At 65.6% G+C, this 16,891-nt stretch carries 18 protein-coding genes, 1 tRNA gene and 1 pseudogene; 1 reads left to right on the forward strand and 19 read right to left on the reverse strand.

Annotation, left to right across the window (positions count from 1 at the left end):
- Window positions 1-23: 23 nt before the first annotated feature.
- The 14 genes and pseudogenes from AT701_RS30950 to AT701_RS31010 all read right to left on the reverse strand — a co-directional run bounded on the left by AT701_RS30950 (window position 24) and on the right by AT701_RS31010 (window position 11,699).
- A complete protein-coding gene (locus AT701_RS30950; protein WP_058127212.1) occupies window positions 24-452 on the reverse strand; it encodes a PIN-like domain-containing protein in 429 nt (142 codons plus the stop codon).
- A 13-nt stretch (window positions 453-465) separates the two neighbouring features.
- Complete coding sequence (locus tag AT701_RS30955) at window positions 466-1,170, reverse strand: DUF433 domain-containing protein (RefSeq protein ID WP_058127213.1); 705 nt, start codon at window positions 1,168-1,170, stop codon at window positions 466-468.
- 249 nt (window positions 1,171-1,419) lie between these two features.
- Window positions 1,420-5,433: a DEAD/DEAH box helicase gene (locus AT701_RS30960; RefSeq protein WP_058127214.1), complete on the reverse strand. Its 4,014-nt coding sequence runs from the start codon at window positions 5,431-5,433 to the stop codon at window positions 1,420-1,422.
- A gap of 215 nt (window positions 5,434-5,648) precedes the next feature.
- The gene (locus tag AT701_RS30965) at window positions 5,649-6,512 is read right to left on the reverse strand and encodes a phage major capsid protein (protein WP_223495869.1); all 864 of its coding nucleotides are present in this window, start codon (window positions 6,510-6,512) and stop codon (window positions 5,649-5,651) included.
- Between the two features lie 129 nt (window positions 6,513-6,641).
- Entirely contained in the window at window positions 6,642-7,142 is a 501-nt protein-coding gene (locus AT701_RS30970; RefSeq protein ID WP_058127216.1) for a hypothetical protein, read from the reverse strand.
- Window positions 7,139-7,441 (reverse strand): hypothetical protein, encoded by a 303-nt coding sequence (locus tag AT701_RS30975; protein WP_157892594.1) that lies wholly within the window; start codon window positions 7,439-7,441, stop codon window positions 7,139-7,141. The genes AT701_RS30970 and AT701_RS30975 overlap by 4 nt, the downstream gene beginning before the upstream one ends.
- 230 nt (window positions 7,442-7,671) lie before the next feature.
- Window positions 7,672-7,860 (reverse strand): annotated as a pseudogene (locus AT701_RS36185) (hypothetical protein); the annotation flags it as partial.
- Complete coding sequence (locus AT701_RS30980) at window positions 7,857-8,345, reverse strand: hypothetical protein (protein ID WP_058127218.1); 489 nt, start codon at window positions 8,343-8,345, stop codon at window positions 7,857-7,859. The gene AT701_RS30980 and the pseudogene AT701_RS36185, both read right to left, overlap by 4 nt.
- Entirely contained in the window at window positions 8,342-8,887 is a 546-nt protein-coding gene (locus AT701_RS30985; protein WP_058127219.1) for a hypothetical protein, read from the reverse strand. The genes AT701_RS30980 and AT701_RS30985 overlap by 4 nt, the downstream gene beginning before the upstream one ends.
- A gap of 4 nt (window positions 8,888-8,891) precedes the next feature.
- Window positions 8,892-9,089 (reverse strand): helix-turn-helix transcriptional regulator, encoded by a 198-nt coding sequence (locus AT701_RS30990; protein ID WP_223495871.1) that lies wholly within the window; start codon window positions 9,087-9,089, stop codon window positions 8,892-8,894.
- Between the two features lie 170 nt (window positions 9,090-9,259).
- Window positions 9,260-10,375, reverse strand: coding sequence for a tyrosine-type recombinase/integrase (locus AT701_RS30995; RefSeq protein WP_058127220.1), 1,116 nt, complete (start codon window positions 10,373-10,375; stop codon window positions 9,260-9,262).
- Between the two features lie 120 nt (window positions 10,376-10,495).
- Window positions 10,496-10,586 (reverse strand) — tRNA-Ser (locus AT701_RS31000).
- Window positions 10,587-10,746: 160 nt separating this feature from the next.
- Window positions 10,747-11,196 carry a nucleoside deaminase gene (locus tag AT701_RS31005; RefSeq protein WP_003897745.1) on the reverse strand — a complete coding sequence of 150 codons (450 nt, stop codon included), beginning with the start codon at window positions 11,194-11,196 and terminating at the stop codon, window positions 10,747-10,749.
- Window positions 11,193-11,699, reverse strand: a complete 507-nt coding sequence (locus AT701_RS31010) for a tRNA adenosine deaminase-associated protein (protein WP_011731207.1) — start codon at window positions 11,697-11,699, stop codon at window positions 11,193-11,195. Before AT701_RS31010 ends, AT701_RS31005 begins: the two co-directional genes overlap by 4 nt.
- A gap of 99 nt (window positions 11,700-11,798) precedes the next feature.
- Here AT701_RS31010 and AT701_RS31015 point away from each other — a divergent pair, with 99 nt between their 5' ends.
- Window positions 11,799-12,743: a prephenate dehydrogenase gene (locus AT701_RS31015; protein WP_003897747.1), complete on the forward strand. Its 945-nt coding sequence runs from the start codon at window positions 11,799-11,801 to the stop codon at window positions 12,741-12,743.
- Here the strand turns inward: AT701_RS31015 and AT701_RS31020 are convergent.
- From AT701_RS31020 to AT701_RS31040, 5 genes are read right to left on the reverse strand one after another with little or no spacing between them, the layout of a single operon-like run.
- Complete coding sequence (locus AT701_RS31020) at window positions 12,706-13,308, reverse strand: putative glycolipid-binding domain-containing protein (RefSeq protein ID WP_014878619.1); 603 nt, start codon at window positions 13,306-13,308, stop codon at window positions 12,706-12,708. The two genes, AT701_RS31015 and AT701_RS31020, sit on opposite strands and share 38 nt — an antisense overlap.
- Window positions 13,305-14,111 carry an ABC transporter permease gene (locus tag AT701_RS31025; protein WP_011731209.1) on the reverse strand — a complete coding sequence of 269 codons (807 nt, stop codon included), beginning with the start codon at window positions 14,109-14,111 and terminating at the stop codon, window positions 13,305-13,307. The genes AT701_RS31020 and AT701_RS31025 overlap by 4 nt, the downstream gene beginning before the upstream one ends.
- Window positions 14,108-14,752: an ABC transporter permease gene (locus AT701_RS31030; RefSeq protein WP_058127221.1), complete on the reverse strand. Its 645-nt coding sequence runs from the start codon at window positions 14,750-14,752 to the stop codon at window positions 14,108-14,110. The genes AT701_RS31025 and AT701_RS31030 overlap by 4 nt, the downstream gene beginning before the upstream one ends.
- On the reverse strand, window positions 14,752-15,858 hold the full coding sequence (locus tag AT701_RS31035) for an ABC transporter ATP-binding protein (RefSeq protein WP_011731211.1): 1,107 nt from the start codon (window positions 15,856-15,858) through the stop codon (window positions 14,752-14,754). The genes AT701_RS31030 and AT701_RS31035 overlap by 1 nt, the downstream gene beginning before the upstream one ends.
- Window positions 15,859-15,868: 10 nt before the next feature.
- Entirely contained in the window at window positions 15,869-16,810 is a 942-nt protein-coding gene (locus AT701_RS31040) for an ABC transporter substrate-binding protein (RefSeq protein ID WP_058127222.1), read from the reverse strand.
- Window positions 16,811-16,891: the final 81 nt, after the last annotated feature.

Below are 16,891 nucleotides of genomic sequence, written 5' to 3' on the forward strand. Positions count from 1 at the left end.
GCGTGTCGTCGACCGCTTGCCGCTCATACCCGTTCAGGCGCGCCCGGCTCGTACCGCATGACCACGGCGCGGTCGCGGCGCAGCGATAGCCACCACGGGCCGTCGATTGCGGCCTGACGTTCGACGGCCTCCCATCGAGCAGTCAGCCTAACGAGCTGTTCCCAGGCTGGCCTTGTGCCGATGTCGCCGTGCAAGTGCACGGTTTTGAGCTTGTGTGTGATCGCAAGACTTGCCTCAGTCGGGCGGGTGCGGAGTCGCTTGTCATTGGTGACCACGATCCAACCCCGGTCACCGACGACAGGTATCCAATGGGGATCCAAAATCCCGGCGTATAGAAGTTCATCCACTGGCGGGCGACTGAACCGCGCCGTGTCACGCCGCACCGCCACAAGCCCGTTACCTAGGCGCAGCAGGTTCTCGTCAACGACGTAGGTCACCTGGTCCAGGTCCATGCCCGTCGCCTGACTACGCAGCCAGCTTGTACTTCTTGACGTAGTCGATGGCTGCCTGAACCTGCTCCATGCTCAGCCCGTAGTCGGCGGCGAGGTCTTCGTGGCGTTCCCCCGCGTTGGCCATCCCCGCGATTGTGGCCACCGATACACGCCTTCCGATAAAGGTCGGCTGCCCGCTGTAGCGGTCGGGGCTGATCACGATCTCGGGGAAGTCACGATCAGGCCGTAGCTCGCTCACGACCTTCTCGCCCCGTTCGTCCTGCGCCAAGGAAGCGTGCAATATCAGCTCCCTGCCTGAGCCAAATAACAGCTGCTGGCCGGTGCGGACCACCATCTCATCCTCAGACAGACCGACCTCTTCGCCGCTGATCGTCAGGTCACGGGCATGGACGGCCAGATAGGGACGCAGGTGCGCTAGCGGATAGTCAAGGCCGTAAATACGGCGCAGCCCGTCGATAGCGGCGCGCAGCCGCGCAGTCGGGATGTTCAGGTTGCGGTACTCGGCGAGAATTCGCGTCTCCACGAACTCGCCCCACGTCGCCCATTCCGTGTCACGCGGCGCGACACGCAGAATCGGCGGGTAAGCGGTGCCGCTGCGCTGATAGCCGTTGATCCAGCGGCGGGCCGTGCCTGCCGAGAGGCCGATCAGCCTGTCTACCTCCGCATACAGGTAGACCTCGCGGTCGAGCATCGAGGTAACCGACATGCGCGCAAGCATGACACAGAGGTATCAGCCGAGACCGACAAAGATAGACAGAGGCGGACAACCCGCGTGTCAATGAAGCACAGTCACACCCACGTCGCGCCGTATGGGCCTGTGCTTGTCGGCTCCGCGACAAGCGCGCCGGTTGGGTCGCATGACCACCTCGTTGCACTTGCGAAAGCTGATGGAAACGACTGGCCAGAGAACGCTCTCGGAGGGCGGAGCGCCGTCGGGTAGCGGGCACGCAGTGCCTCGTCCCAGCGGCTACTCCCAGGCCCAATGGGGTACAGCCTCCAACCGCTTCTGTCGATCCCGACTCAGCTTCCCCTGGGCAAAAAATCGCCGCTGGACATGAACCCATTGTCCGAGCTTCACGCCATTGACGACTTCCGAGCGGGGAATTCGGTCGGTCTTGTGCTGCTTCACATAGTTGACAAACAACGCAAGATTGCCATCCCACACAGCAGCCTTGCTGTCCCATGCCCAGCCAGGCAACGCCTCCAGGCGCTCGCGTCGTTCCGGTGCAATTACGTCAGAGACTGCGTCGTGTCGCTGGACACTGACCCATTGTCCGAGTCGTACTCCTTGTTCGACATGCCTCTGCGGCACACGCGCGTGTCCCTCCCGCGCAGTGAACTTCTCCAGCATCACGAACCTCTCCTCCCAGACATCGTGGGACAGGGTGGTCCAGGTCCACCCCGGCAGCTCCTCAAGCCTGCGCTGACGCGCGGGATCGAGCCGACCTTTGGCGTAGGTCCCCTTCTGGGTCGCAATCCAAAAACCGAGTCGGACGCCGTCGACGGTGTAACTCTGCGGGACCCGCGAGGTGCCATGTTCGGCGGTGTACTCCCGAAGGAGCATGAATGCTCGCTCCCATTTTTCGGCGTGCGGGTCCCAGGACCAGCCCGGCAGAGCCTCTAAGCGTCGCGCACGCTCTTCGCTAAGCGTCCCGGCCCGGTAGAAGTCCCGTTGCTTAGGCACCCATGAACCCAGCGGGTATCCGTCATGGTGATGCCTCGCGGGTACTTGAGCGGTGCCATGATGCTCCGTGTAGTCGACAAGTTGGCGGAAACCCTCCTCCCACTTCGAATCGTTCACTGCCCACACCCAACCGGGGAGCGCCTCAAGCCGAGCTGCGTAGTCGGCGCGCAATTTGCCCTTGTTTTTCAGGGTGCGTTGCTGATTGACCCAGCCACCGATTCGAAAGCCGTCGGAATCCGAGGACTTTGTCGGTGCGCAGCTCCCATGTGCAGCTGCGTATTCCGCAAGCTTTTGGTAGTTGCCCTCCCACAAGGCATCGTGTATGCCCCATACCCAGCCAGGCAGTGCCTCCAAGCGGGCGGTCCGGTCCGGTCCTAACCGCCCCCTGGAAAACGACGAGCGCTGCGAGTAGGCCCACTTCCCGAGCTGGTATCCGTCCGCAGGGTCGACATATGTCCGCACCAATCGTGCCGTGCCGTGCGCCTCGGTGTACGCCTGAAGGCGTCGAAACCCTTCTTCCCAACGTGATTCGCGCGCTTCCCAAGCCCAGCCTGGTAGTGCCTCCAACCGTGCCTGACGTTCCTTGCTCATCTGGCCGTCGCGGTAGACCGTACGCTGGATGGTGGCCCATTGGCCTAGTTTGTAGCCCTCGGCGGACTTGAACTTCTGCGCCACCATGGCGTCACCATGGCGCTGGACGTACTCCTGAAGGTGGCGGAAACCTTGCTCCCACTGGTCTGTGAGAGCGTCCCAAGTCCAGTCGGGGAATTCCTCAAGAAGGCGAGCACGAGCGGGATCAAGGTCGCCCCTATTGCGGTGGTATCGCTGTTGCGCCACCCACTGCCCAAGTCGGAGTCCGTCATATTTTTCCAATGCGGCTAATCGCGTATGGCCGTGCTCGGCGACGTACTTTTTCAGTTGCTCATACCAGAAGGGCCACTTGTCATCCCGCGTGCTCCACGTCCAACCGGGCAGTGCCTCTAACCGCTGTATCCGCTCTGCGGGGAGGCCCCCCTTCTTATATGCGGAACGTTGGGTAGTGACCCATGCGCCGACCTGAAATCCGTTGACCGTGGCGTCTTTTGAAATGAGAGCAGTACCGCTCTGCGCTACGTAATCTTGAAGCCTGGCGAAGCCTTCCTCCCACAGGTCGTCACGCGGATTCCACGTCCAACCAGACAGCTCCTCAAGTCGCAGTTGGCGTTCTTGCGATAGTTTCCCACTGTTGCGGTGTGATCTCTGCTTCGTCACCCAGGCCGCGAGCCTATTGTCGCCATCCAACGACGTGTACGAGGGACGGGCATGACCATGCTCAGCAACATGCTTTGTCAACAGCCCGAACCAGAACTCCCACGGTGCGGTGGTCGCATCCACCATATGGACCTTGAATGCGTTGACAAATTCTGTGCCCACAGTGGCTGGCACATCGAAGTGAATCTTGCTCGGAAGCCGAGGTTTGCTTCCCTTGCGTCCCATTTCCCGTCGCAGGGCGTCAAGATGCTCACCGAGTTCGGTGTCATGCGCTCTGAGAGCTTTGATGACATCCCAAACCGGTTTGAAGGCCGAGGAGTCCAGTGCGGCATCAGCATCTTCGTCGGGGTCGATAAACACAGGGATGACAACGGTGCCAATTGTTTTGGTCTCGGACTTTCGAATCGCGCGACCTACAGCCTGCACGATGTCCACCTCGGAGCGCCGCGGGTCGATGAAGGCCACGCCGTCGAGACTGGGCACATCAACGCCCTCGGCCAAACAGCGGGCATTGGCAAGCAGGCCGCGCTCACCGTCACCGAGTCTCTTCAGATGCTGGAGCAGGACATGGCGTTCGCCCGCCGACATCTCCCCCGAGGCGTGCTGGGACCACAAGCTACCTCTAGGGCGTTGCCGGGCAGGCATCCACTCCAGCACGCCGGGCATCGACTCAGCGAACTTTCTGGCCGCCCTGACGCGGCTGTGGAAGCTGATCAACCGACGCAGATCGTACTTGCGCATCGCCTTGGCCAAGCCGATTTGCCCCGCCAGTGAACGAGCATCCGTAGGCGTCTCGTCACTCAGCCTGACAGGTAGACCGCGTTTAGCCCAATCGCGGTAGGTCGCGTCATCGACACCGATGATTGCCACCTGATAATCAGTGAGTAGCTTGCGTTCGATGGCCTCCGCAAAGCTCAGCCGATGAAACACGTTCCCGAATTTGATCTGGTCGTCCATCGACGCGACCTCGTAGTCCGCCTCTTGAGCCTGGCGAAGTATGCGCCCGGTGAAGTAGCGCGGCGTCGCCGTCATGAATAGCCGCCGCTTCGCCCTGATCGCCTTGGGGTTGAGCACGGTGCCGAAGTCGGAGGACACCGGCCCAGCGACTCGGTGTGCCTCGTCGGCGATCACTAGATCGAACTGGGGCACCCGGCCCAACTTGAAAGCGGCGGCGATCTGGGGTGAGGACTGGTAGGTGGCGAAGACGACGCGTGGCCCCGACCGCTTCCGCAGAAACGCCGCGATAACTTCCGGGTCAGTGTCCGCTGGCTCTCCGAGATAGCTGGTGTGGGAAATCGCTGCGTCCTCGTCAAGCGCGACGGTCTCATCACTGCACACCGGCAGCGCATCGAAAGGACGTTTGATGTTGGCGGTTCGCCACTCCTTCATCGTCTGCTTCAGCAGCGATAGTGATGGCACCAAGACGAGGGTGCGTGTGGCGGCCAATTCCTCTTTGATGAACCACGCCGTCAGGGTCTTGCCGGTGCCGCACGCCATGATCAGCTGCCCACGATCAGCGGTCTTGAACCCCTCGATCACGTCCCTGATCGCGTCCTGTTGGTAATCGTGTGGCTCGCGCGGCTCGGGCACTCTGGCTGGACGCAGGTCTGTCAGCTTGGCTGGCCACTCGGTGAAGTCCTCTAGTTCTGTCAGACCGATGAAGGTGACCCCGAGGTCCTCCATCGTGCGCTGTGCGGTTGGAGACAACTTGTCGGTCGTCGCCATCAGCATTCGGTAAGCGAAGTCGAACCGGCCCGCTTCCGCGAGGAACTTGTTCACCTCGGTTCTGGTCACCGTGTTCTCGTATGCTTTGGCCTGAATAGCCCACAGCCGGCCTTCGGTGTCTTCCGCAACGAGGTCGATGCCAGCATCGATACCCCAGTTACCTGGCCAGTCCTTCCACAACCACACCCGACGCAGCAACTGCTTGTATTGGCCTGTGTCGTTTTCGAGGAACCATTTGCAGACGATCTCGAACTGATCGCCCTTCCTCTTCCGGTTGACCGGGTCGAACTGTGCCTTGAGATCGCTGAACGTCCCCCCCATGGGGACGAGATTAGACGCGAAAACCGCAGACTTGTCCGAAAGGGAAGCCAGCGCGCAGCGCGCCCGCGACTCGATGGCGGGGGGAGGAGGTCTCCCCCGGGGCAAATGTCGGCTACAGGCACCGCTGCCCGCCGTTGGCGGGTGACCACGACGGGCAGCGGCACCACTGTCCCGGAGGGTTGGAGTAGCCGGTTGGCGACACCTCCGGGCAGGTCTTAGCTTCCCTCCATGCCGACGCGCACGACGGCCTGCTGATGGGGGAACCCGATGCCGACGCGCAGCACGCAGCGGATGCCCGTGCGGTCGCTGGAGAACGCGAACGAGCTGTCGGCGATCACCTCGGCGTCCTGCCGGATCACGACGAAGCACTTGTCCCGGGGGATGAGCCACATTGCGCCAGCGGTGACGGCGGGCGAGCTGTACAGCGGCACGCCGAGCACGCTGCGGCCCGTGGCTCGCGTCGCGTCAGGTCCAAGTAGCGGCTGGTTGCTGTCGGCCGTGACTTTGCTTGTCGCCACGGCCAGGACATCGGTCGGGCTGCCGACCAAGGCCATGTTGGACAAGCCGTCCACGACGTTGGTGGCGAGCACGCCGACGTTCTCGGCGAGGCTGACTGCCTCGGCGAACACGTCCAAGCTGCCGTCAAAGGTGAGCGTGGTCTCCTGCACGTTGGTCAAGCTTTCGACACCGTCCGGGCCGTTGGCCACGCTGTCACCGAAATAGGCCGCGTCCAGCTTGATGCGGAGGTCTCTCACCAGACCCTCACCGACCACCTGCAACGCGCTCGGATCGGAGTCGGCCAGGAGTTCGTTGGAGACCACAACGAGCGACTTGAGGCCGGCCGGAGTAACGACCAGCTCTTCCAAATCCGGGTCAGTGACCGGGATTTCCTGTCCTTCCGCTACCCAATTGTTCTGTGCGTCAGTGACAACGATGGGAAACCTTGTGCTGTGCGAAGCGGTCTCCACGACGGTGGAGACCTGCGTGGCGACAGACGCGCGGATGAGCGGCTGCACAACGAGGTCTTGGACATCTTGGGGCGCCAGTATGGCCGCGCCGTTAGCGGTGAGCAAGGGCATGAATGCCTCCGAAGGTGAGCGTGGTCTGATGTGACTTGCCCGGTGACCGCAGATCAGGCCGGGATGCCCTCGGGGCGTACGTGCAGCGGATGCGGGCCACGGGCCGGAACACCAACCGCGACAGCCAGTCTAGCGGCCTTTGAGTGCCTTACTCCAGGACGCTTTACCGGGCGGCTGTCCGCTGCCAGTGCCTTGCTGCCGGTTCGGTTGGGGCGGTCGGCCCTTGGGTGGCACGCGGAACTCTCGTGCGGTGGCTGTGACGGCCTCGGACAACTTGGTGCCGTCGATCAAACCGTCGTCACCGACGAGGCTGTCTACGGTGTGCCCGGCTGCTGTGAGTAAGCGCGGGTCTAGACCTGCTGCCTGCACAGCGTTCTCCACGATGGCCGCGCGGGTGCGTTGCAGGGTGTCGCGCAGCTCGTCCAGCTCGCGGCGCGCCTCGTTGCGCTCGCGCCGATACCTGGCCTCCCGGTTCGCCCTGCCGCCCTCGTCCTGATTTTGCGTCGTCTCGTCAAGTTCGCTCGTCGGCGTATGGTCGTCATCGGTGCCGGTCGGTGCGTTTTCGCCGGCCGTGTGGCTGTCGGGCGGATTGTCTTGTCGTGCCGGCGTTTTCGTGTCAGAGATGGTCATGGGTTTTGTTCCTCCAGGGTTGGCCATGTTCTGCGGCGGACGCCGTTGGACAGCCATTCCACGACGGTCGTCAGGTCGTCGGGCACCGTGTAGCCGATATGGCGCAGTAGTGCACGTTCGGTGGGCGTGGCGGGCCGCGTTCGGGTCACGCTGGCGCGGTAGTGCCGGTTCTCGTAGTCGGCATATGCCGTGGCATCCTCGGCACGCTGCACGGCGTCGGGCAAGTGAGCCAACACTAGTAGGCCGCGTCGGTGGTCGGGTCTGTGCTCGCCGACGCCGGTCAAGTCAATTTCGGTCATGGCAGAGCCTCCGCTACGGCTCGGTCTAGGTCGTCTTGCTGGTGATCGTGAACCGCAACTTCTGGATGAAGCTGGACATCTCGACGAACTCCCCGGAGTTCATGGTCTGCAACTACTACCGCATGTTCGTCACGATCTTCTAGTTCTGCGCGTACACCACCTCGGAACTCGCCCGCGACCACGCCGACAAGATCAGGCTCAGAGTCAGCCCACCGGCCACACTCGGCCTTAGCGGGACAACGGCGACACACGGCAATGCACTCGGCAATCCGAATCCGGCTGCCGCGCTCAGCCTCATGGAAACGGCCACGCACGCCGACACACGCGGCACCGTCCAAGCGCGGCACCCCGGTCAGCACAACGGCAAGTAGACCGACCACGCCCGACGCCGGGACGCGGGCCGGGTGAACACGGCTCACGGTGCGCCCTCCAGCCCGTGACGCCGACGCAACACCGCGAACAGCGCGCCGCTTTGGTCTCCGGCGAGATAGGCGACGACGTGCCCGGCGATGACAGCGGCGGCGTGCGCGATGTCCAGGTCTGCGAACTCGGCCATGCTCATCAGCTCGTTACAGCGTCCGATGGCACCGCGTTCGTACGCCTCGGCTAGGGCGATGGCGGCAAGGCTGAGGCGTGCTTGCTCGTCGGGTGCGCCGGTCGCGGTGGCCAGCGCGTGCACATCGGCGCGCAACTTGTCGAAGCGTACGGCGGCGTCGGGACCGGCCAACAAACCGGCCAGCGTGCGCACGGCGGCGATACGCAGCCACGCCGATTCACTTGCGGAGTCGGCCATGACGTTCGACGCTGCGTCAGCGAGGCCGTTGGCAGCAAGCTCAGCGGCACGGACGACAACGGCGAACACTGCGGCCGGTGCCTCGTCGTCCCATCCCGGCTCAGTCCTCATGCGTACTCCTCAAAGGGATTCGGTCCAGCGCCGCGCCACTTCGGCAACTCGGTGAGCGACGGAGGACCGTGCAAACCGGCAGCCGTTGGTACCCGCTCCCCTTCATTGCCTGCCTTCCTTCCTTCCTGTGCTGTCCCCGGGGACGCTTCCCCGGGACTGTCCCCGTCGTCATCCCCGGGACTGTCCTCGTCGTCGGCACCCCCCGCCAACTTCTCAGCGCGCTGCTTGGCCTTCTTCACCCGCTCCCGCTGCCGAATCCTCTCCAAGGTCTCCAGCTCGCTGCGGGCGGTCTGGGTGGCCGCGTAGTCGGTGATCAACCAGCCGTCCGACTGCGGGGTGAACAGTCCGGCGTCCACGAACGCCTTAGCGGCGTTGGCCGACCAATGCGGGATGAGTCCAACGTCCTCGCGTTCGATCCGGCCATCGGTGCGGTTGGTGACCGACCACAGCAGCGCGTTGACGAACGTCCTGTAGTGCTCGGCTGAGAGCCGTTGCAGGCGGCGGTCATTCAACCACCGTTCCGGAATTCGGGCGTCGGTCACGGTGTCAGCGGCCCGCGTTCTGCACGTTGGCGGCGATGAACTCGTCCAGATCGGCGAGTCTGTAGCGGACGCTGCGGCCGATTCGCACGTACTTCGGGCCTTCACCCAAGTAGCGCATATTCGCCAAGCGCGCGGGGGTAGTGCTCAGGTACTCGGCGGCCTGGTCAGTTTTGATCAGCCCTGAGATTCGTTCTTCAGCCACGATCACCAGCGTAATACCGAGCGTGGCACGCTTCCCGTGAGAGACGTTGCGCACGAACAGTTTTCGGCGCCTTCGTAGGTTGACAGTTGCTGACAATGGCTGCCAGAGATACGACAGACGCTGACAGCGAATCCGAGTGCGGCGACAGCGAAATTGGTTCGGCGTGTTGCTCAGTTCGGCGTGTCGCGCACTACCTCCGGGTCCGTCTTGTGCCCGCCACGCGCACGATCCAGCGCGGCCGCAACGTCGTCAAGGTCGGCGTCGAACAGGTCGGCGTAGGTGTCCAGCGTGACCTTGGCGGACTTGTGGCCAAGCATCCGCTGAAGCGCCAACACGTTCACGCCTGCCGAGACAGCCAGCGACGCGCAGGTGTGGCGGAGATCGTGCGGAGTGACGGCCTGCACCCCGGCGCGCTTCACGGCGGCAGCGAACCATCCCCCGTCCGACTTCGGGCGTGGCAGATACCCGTCACCGGCCGCGCTGAACACCAGATCGTTGGGAGTCTTGCCCGCGCACAGCACCGACAGCTCATCAAGTACGAACGCCGGAACCGGCACCGACCGCGCCGTACGGCCCTTGGTCGGCCCTACAGCGTGTTCTACGCCGAGCTGCACGGCGTTCTCGTGGATCGACAGCCGACGCCGCAGGAACTCCACGTCACGCACGCGCAGCGCGACAGCCTCACCCCACCGGATGCCCGTGTAGGCCAGCGTGAGCACCAGCGCGCGATGCTGGCCGCACTCGTCGGCCAGCCGCGCCACGTCGTCGGCTGACAAGTAGACGTGGCGGCGCGCCGTCTTACGCGGCAGATTGCCGACACCCTTGGCCGGGTTGGCCACCAACCGCCTGCCCTTCACGGCGTCGGCCAGGATGCCCGACAGGACGCCGTGCGCGCGCAGCACCGTGGTCGAACCCGCGCCACCGCGCACCATGCCGGTGATCCACGCCTCTACGCCGAGCTGGTCAATATCAGCGACGGTCGCCGACGCCCATCGCGGGGCGACGTGGACCCGCCACGCTGACTCCAGCATCCGGTAGTGAGAACGCGCGGTCGCGTGTTCCTTACGCGCCAACCAGTCGGCCGACAGCTCGCCCACCGTCACCCGTCCGAGCGACGGGGCGACGTACTCGCCGCGCATCTTGGAGACCTCCACCTCGGCGGCGAACGCCTCGGCCTCCCGCTTGGTCTTGAATCCGCGCCGGTCGGTCTGTCGGCGGTCGGGGGTGCGGTAGCGCACGCGGTACCGCTTGCCGTGCGCCGTCTGGTACTGGACAACCTGAGCCATGCGCCGCACGGTACTCACGAAGCGCGACAAGTTGTGGGCAAAATGTGGGCAAACCGTGGTCGGACGGCTTGCCAGCAAACGCAAAAACCGCCCTTACCTGCGCTGGCAGGCGGGCGGCTTTGGCGGTGGCGGAGGGATTTGAACCCTCGGTGGGGGGTTACCCCACACACGCTTTCGAGGCGTGCTCCTTAGGCCGCTCGGACACGCCACCGCGCAGTAGCTTACCGGGAGAGCGCCGGAGGCCATAATCGCGCTGCTCATCACGGTGATCACCGAGCGTGCGGCCACGGCGGAAAAATGGCCCGCAACCCGCCAAGAGTGCACACTCGATCGAGCAACCCGCCAAGAGTGCACACTCGACCACACGAAACTCAGCGCTGGCGCGCGAAGAACTCCTCGAGCAGAGCCGCGCACTCGTCGGCGAGCACGCCGCCGATCACCTCGGGCCGGTGGTTGAGCCTGCGGTCACGCACGACATCCCACAGTGAGCCGACCGCGCCGGTCTTCGGCTCCCACGCTCCGAACACCAGCCGCGACACACGCGCCAGGACCAGCGCGCCTGCACACATCGTGCACGGTTCCACGGTCACGGCCAGCGTGGCGCCCTCCAGGCGCCAGCCGTCACCGAGGACCTTGGCCGCCGCGCGCATCGCCACGATCTCGGCATGCCCGGCCGGGTCGCCGTAGGCTTCACGGACGTTGACCGCCCGCGCGAGTTCGGTGCCGTCGGCCGCGTAGACCACGGCCCCGATGGGCACATCGCGCGGTCCTGCGGTGCGGGCGGCCTCCAGCGCCGCACGGATCTGGGATTCCGGGGTCACCGATTGAGGCGGTCCAGCACTGCCGACAGTTCCTCGGCGAACCCCATCTCGCGCGCGATCCGGCCGATCTGCTCGTCGGCGTACAGATCCGTCTCGTCGAGGATCACGCTGAGCACCGCGTCGGGCAGTCCGAGATCCGACAGCAGGCCCAGATCGCCCTCTTCGAAGGGGTCGGCGTCGTCGAGATCATCGGCCTCGATGTCGGCGTCGAGCTTCTCGAGTGCCTCGGCGGCGATGTCGTAGTCCAGCGCCGCGGTGGCATCCGACAGCAGCAGTCGGGTGCCCGCCGGCGCCGGGCGCACGATCACGAAGAACTCGTCGTCGACATCGAGCAGGCCGAACACGGCACCCGCGCTGCGGATCTCACGCAGCTCGGTCTCGGCCGCGGACAGGCTGTTGAGCGCGCTCTTGCGCATGGGCGCGCATCGCCACTTGCCGTCCTCGCGGACAACGGCCACGCCGAAACCATCGGGCAGGTCTGCCGGCGCTCGCTGTGCTCCCATGAGCGCCTACGGTAGTCGCCGACCAGCGATTTTGACCAGGGATCTCCCAGCCGCCGCGATGGGAGCGTGTGCCAACCTTGTGGGGTGACAACTACTCCCGTGTGCGTGCTGGGTCTCGGCTTGATCGGTGGCTCGGTGATGCGCGCCGCCGCCGCGGCGGGTCGGGAAGTTTTTGGCTACAACCGGTCGGTCGAGGCCGTGCAGGCCGCCACGTTCGACGGGTTCGACGCCACCGCGAACCTCGACAAGGCGCTGGCCAGGGCCGCTGCCGACGATGCGCTGATCGTTCTGGCCGTGCCGATGCCCGCGCTCGGGCTCATGCTGGGCCACATCCGTGCCGCGGCAGCGAACTGTGCGTTGACCGACGTGATCAGCGTCAAGGGCGCGGTGCTGCGGGAGGTCGAGAAGTACGGCCTGCTCGAGAGGTTCGTGGGCGGCCACCCCATGGCAGGCACGGCGCACTCGGGATGGGCCGCGGGCAGCGTCGACCTGTTCGTCGGCGCGCCGTGGGTGGTGTCGGTCGACGATCACGTCGACGCGGGCGTGTGGACCCAGGTCGCGCAGCTTGCGCTGGACTGCCACGCAGTCGTGGTGCCCGCCCGCTCCGACGAGCACGACGCTGCCGCAGCGGCCATCTCGCATCTGCCGCATCTGTTCGCCGAGACGATGGCCGAGATCGCCGGCGAGGTCCCGCTGGCCTACGCGCTGGCCGCGGGCTCGTTCCGGGACGGCACGCGGGTCGCGGGCTCGGCGCCTGATCTGGTGCGCGCGATGTGCGAGGCCAACGCCGCGCAGCTGCTGCCGGCACTGGATCGCGGCATCGAGCTGCTGACCCGGGCCAGAGCTGCGCTCGCGGATACGGGTTCGGTGGCCGAGCTCGTGGAATCGGGCCACGCCGCGCGGATGCGCTACGACAGCTTCGCGCGGCCCGACATCATCGCGACCGTGGTGGGCGATGAGAACTGGCGTGACGAACTCGCGGCCGCCGGGCGGGCCGGCGGGGTGATCAGATCCGCTCTGCCAGTCCTGGGTAGTCGAGGATGAAACCTTCGGAGTCGACGGTGATGGTGGTCTCGGCCACCGGCGAGTGCAGCTTGATGCCGTCGGCGCCGCTGCTGTAGCTGATGTTTACGGTCTCGACCGACAGCTCGGGCAGCCGTACATAGGCCACCGGCAGCGAGACCGAGTCGGTGCGGGTGTGCAGCCCGACCCGGCGGATCGGCAGGGCGTTGAAGAACGGGCTGAAGATCACGTCGACGTCGAGTGCGCCGCCGAAGTCCGACTTCTTGGTCTGGGAGTGGTCCTGCACCAGCCACTGGCTCTCCTCGTCGCGCGCGATGGAGAGCTGACGCTCACGCTCGGCGAGGGTGACGGTGAGCGACAAGCGTTTGGTGGCCCCGGTTTCGTCGGTGACCAGGTCATAGGAGGCCGAGAACGCCGGGTGCGATTCGGTGGCGGCCGCCACGATCCGGCCGTAGGCCTTGATCCGCTTGCCCTGGAGCTGTACGCGAACCGATTCCATTCTGGGCTCGTCGTGGGCCCGCCAGGTCAACACCGCCGGCCAGGCGTCGTCGACGGTTTGCTCGCTGGAACGCGACTTGTCACTCACCCTTCTACCGTATGCGACGGCGCTCCGCCTTCGTAGCCGACTCCGGAACTCCTTGCAGATGCATTCGGTGTCCGCGATTCGAGGGCCACCTCGTCGCCCAGGAACGGCTGCGGCATCTGTCCGCGACCGGACCGGCGGCCCCGCAGGCGTCCGGCGCCGGGCACCGACAGCCACACCGCGAACGCCAGCGCGGCGTCGAGGATCAGCGCCAGCGCCGTCACCATGATGGCGCCGACCAGCGCGATGTGGAACTCGCGGATCTTGATGCCGTCGATGAGGTAGCGGCCCAGCCCGCCGAGGCTCGCGTATGCCGCGACCGTCGCGGTCGCGACGATCTGCAGGGTCGACGTGCGCAGACCACCGAGGATCAGCGGCAGCGCGTTGGGTACCTCGACGCGCAGCAGGATGCGGCTCTCGGTCATGCCCATCGACCGGGCCGCGTCCACCACGGTCCGTTCGACGTTGGCGACGCCGGCGTAGGTGCCGGCGAGCAGCGGCGGGATGCCCAGCAGCATCAGCGCGACCGTGGGCGGCACCAGGCCCAGCCCCCACAGCAGCACGCCGAGCAGCAGAACCCCCAGTGTGGGCAGGGCACGCAGCGCGTTGACGCCGGTGACCACCAGGAAGGTGCCACGGCCGGTGTGCCCGATGACCATGCCGAGCGGCACCGCGATCAGCGCCGAGAAGAACACCGCGACCGCCGTGTACTCCAGGTGTTCGACGATGCGCGCGCCCAGGCCCGACGGGCCGGCCCAGTTCTCGGCGGTGAAGATGAACGCCAGCGCCTGCTGCAGGAAGTTCATGCGGTGACCTCCGCCCGGTTCCAGGGTGCGATGAGCTTGCCCGCCAGCATGATCAGGGTGTCGACGACGATCGCGAGCACGAAGATCGCGATGATGCCCGCGATGATCTGGCTGCTCTTGTTGGACTGGTAACCCTCGGTGAACCACGTGCCCAGCCCGCCGATGCCGATCACCGAGCCCACCGAGACCATCGAGATGTTGGTGACCGCGACCACGCGCAGGCTCGCGACGAGCACCGGGATCGACAGCGGCAGTTCGACTTTGAGCATCCGCGTCAGCGGACGGTAGCCGACGGCGGTCGCGGCGTCGCGTACGTGCTCGGGCACGGCGTCGAGGGCCTCGGGGACCGCGCGCACCAGCAGTGCGGTGGTGTAGAGCGTGAGCGCGACGATGACGTTGGCCTCGTCGAGGATCCGGGTCGGGATGATCAGCGGCAGCGCCACGAACAGCGCCAATGACGGGATGGTGAAGATGATGCTCGCCGCGACCGTGGTGAGCCGTCGCAACGTCGTGGTGCGCTGCACCAGCGCACCCAGTGGCACCGCGATCAGCAGGCCCAGCACGATCGGCACGAGCGACAACCGCAGGTGGATGACCGTCAGCTCCCACAGGTCGTCGAGGTGGGTGAGCAGGTACCGCATCAGAGTTCGGGGATCTGTCGCTGCTCGGCGAGGGCGGCCAGGACGTCGTCGGCGCGCACGCCGCCGATCACGTGGTCGTCGGCGTCGACCGCGACACCGAGACCGGACGGCGACGACAGCGCGGCGTCGAGCGCGTGGCGCAGCGTGCCGTCCGGACGGAACAGCGATCCGCCCGCGATCGTGCTGTCGTACAACGATTTTCCGCTGCGGTGCACCTCGACGCCCTCGGCGTTGATCCACGCGTATGGGGAACCGTCGGGTTTGGTCACCAGCACCCAGTCGCCGGGCGCGAGGTCGAGGGAGTCGATGAGAGGCTCGGCGACGTGCCGGATCTCGTGCAGCGGAAGGCCCGTCGCGTGGAAGAACTGCAGGCCACGGTAGCCGCGGTCGGCGCCGACGAACCCGGCGACGAACTCGTTGGCCGGGTTGGACAACAACCGCGCCGGGGCGTCGTACTGCTGCAGCACGCCGCCGCGGCCGAACACCGCGACCTTGTCGCCGAGCTTGATGGCCTCGTCGATGTCATGGGTGACGAAGATGACGGTTTTGCGCAATTCGCCTTGCAGACGGATGATCTCGGCCTGCAGATCCTCACGTACCACGGGGTCGACGGCGCTGAACGGTTCGTCCATGAGCAGGATCGGCGGATCGGCCGCGAGCGCGCGGGCCACCCCGACGCGCTGCTGCTGACCACCGGACAACTGCGCCGGATAGCGGTCGGCGAGTTTGGGATCCAGCCCGACGCGCTCCATCACGCCGATCGCGGCCTTGCGTGCGCTGCGCCGGGATTCGCCGCGCAGCACCGGCACGGTCGCGACGTTGTCGACCACCCGCAGGTGCGGCATGAGCCCCGCACTCTGGATGACGTAACCGATGCCGAGGCGCAGTTTCACCGGGTCGACCTGGGTGACATCCTCACCGTTGACCGTCAGCGTGCCCGAGGTGGGGTCGATCATCCGGTTGACCATGCGCATCGAGGTGGTCTTGCCGCATCCGGACGGCCCCACGAACGCCGCCAGAGTGCCTTGTGGCACTTCGAGGTTGAGGTTGTCGACCGCGACCGTGCCGTCGGGGTACTGCTTGGTGACGTCGGTGAAGGTGATCATCTGCCCCCGCTCATCCGGTGATCGGTTTGTCGAACCCGTTGTCGGCCACCCACTTGGCCGCGGCCTCGTCGGGATCCACGCCGGCGTTGCCCTCGACCGCGGTGTTCATTTCGATCAGCGCCTCGGTGGTCAGCTTGGCGCTCACCGCGTCGAGCACGGTCTTGAGTTCGTTCGACATCTTCTGCGAGGCCACCAGCGGAACGACGTTGGCCGCGAGGAACACGTTCTTGGGGTCCTCGAGCACCACGAGGTGGTGCTGCTCGATTGCCGGGGACGTGCTGAAGATGTTGGCGGCCGTGATCGCTCCGCTGTTGAGTGCCTGCACCGTGGCGGGCCCGCCGCCGTCGCTGATCGCGACGAAGTTGGCCGGGGCGATGTCCAGACCGTACTTGGACTTCAGCCCCACCAGCCCGGTCTGCCTGGTCTGGAACTCCGACGGCCCGCCGACTTTCACCTCGGCAGAGTGCTGCGCGAGATCCTCGATGGACTTCAGGTTCCACCGCTGCGCGGTCTCTTCGGTGACCGCGAGGGTGTCCTTGTCCTCGGCGGGTGAGGGATACAAGATCGACAGGTCACCCGGCAGCGCCTTGAACAGGCCGAGCAGCACCGCGTCCGGCGTGGTCGCGGGTGTCTCCGGCTCGAAGTACTGCAGCAGGTTTCCGGTGTACTCGGGGATCAGGTCGATCGAATGGTCCTGCACAGCCGGGATGTACGTCTCGCGACTGCCGATACCGAACTGCCTGCCGATGTCAAAGCCGTTGGCCTCCAGCGCCTGGGCGTAGATCTCGGCGATGATCTTCGACTCAGGGAAATCGGCCGAGCCGACCCTGATGGTCTTGAGGTCACCCGAGATCTCGCCGCCGCCCAGGGGATTCGAACTGCCACAACCGGTCGCCAGCGGCGCGAACAGGGCCAGCACGAACAGAAGGACTGTCAGGGGTCGGTGCTGCATTGAACGTCCTTCCGACGAGGGCAGCTTGACGGACAGCTTGCGTCGACCCTAACCGCAGACCCGACATGCCGCCTCGGTTTG

Origin of the sequence: Mycolicibacterium smegmatis (assembly GCF_001457595.1) — a bacterium.
Lineage (GTDB): Bacteria > Actinomycetota > Actinomycetes > Mycobacteriales > Mycobacteriaceae > Mycobacterium > Mycobacterium smegmatis.

Excerpts from the sequence above, each read along its gene's own strand:
- AT701_RS30960 (WP_058127214.1), bottom strand. The coding sequence starts at position 5,433 with ATGGGGGGGACGTTCAGCGATCTCAAGGCACAGTTCGACCCGGTCAAC.
- AT701_RS31030 (WP_058127221.1), bottom strand. The coding sequence starts at position 14,752 with ATGCGGTACCTGCTCACCCACCTCGACGACCTGTGGGAGCTGACGGTC.
- AT701_RS30950 (WP_058127212.1), bottom strand. The coding sequence starts at position 452 with ATGGACCTGGACCAGGTGACCTACGTCGTTGACGAGAACCTGCTGCGC.
- AT701_RS31035 (WP_011731211.1), bottom strand. The coding sequence starts at position 15,858 with ATGATCACCTTCACCGACGTCACCAAGCAGTACCCCGACGGCACGGTC.
- AT701_RS30970 (WP_058127216.1), bottom strand. The coding sequence starts at position 7,142 with ATGACCATCTCTGACACGAAAACGCCGGCACGACAAGACAATCCGCCC.
- AT701_RS31010 (WP_011731207.1), bottom strand. The coding sequence starts at position 11,699 with ATGGGAGCACAGCGAGCGCCGGCAGACCTGCCCGATGGTTTCGGCGTG.
- AT701_RS30965 (WP_223495869.1), bottom strand. The coding sequence starts at position 6,512 with ATGCCCTTGCTCACCGCTAACGGCGCGGCCATACTGGCGCCCCAAGAT.
- AT701_RS31025 (WP_011731209.1), bottom strand. The coding sequence starts at position 14,111 with ATGAACTTCCTGCAGCAGGCGCTGGCGTTCATCTTCACCGCCGAGAAC.
- AT701_RS30980 (WP_058127218.1), bottom strand. The coding sequence starts at position 8,345 with ATGAGGACTGAGCCGGGATGGGACGACGAGGCACCGGCCGCAGTGTTC.
- AT701_RS31040 (WP_058127222.1), bottom strand. The coding sequence starts at position 16,810 with ATGCAGCACCGACCCCTGACAGTCCTTCTGTTCGTGCTGGCCCTGTTC.
- AT701_RS30955 (WP_058127213.1), bottom strand. The coding sequence starts at position 1,170 with ATGCTTGCGCGCATGTCGGTTACCTCGATGCTCGACCGCGAGGTCTAC.
- AT701_RS30975 (WP_157892594.1), bottom strand. The coding sequence starts at position 7,441 with ATGACCGAAATTGACTTGACCGGCGTCGGCGAGCACAGACCCGACCAC.
- AT701_RS30995 (WP_058127220.1), bottom strand. The coding sequence starts at position 10,375 with ATGGCTCAGGTTGTCCAGTACCAGACGGCGCACGGCAAGCGGTACCGC.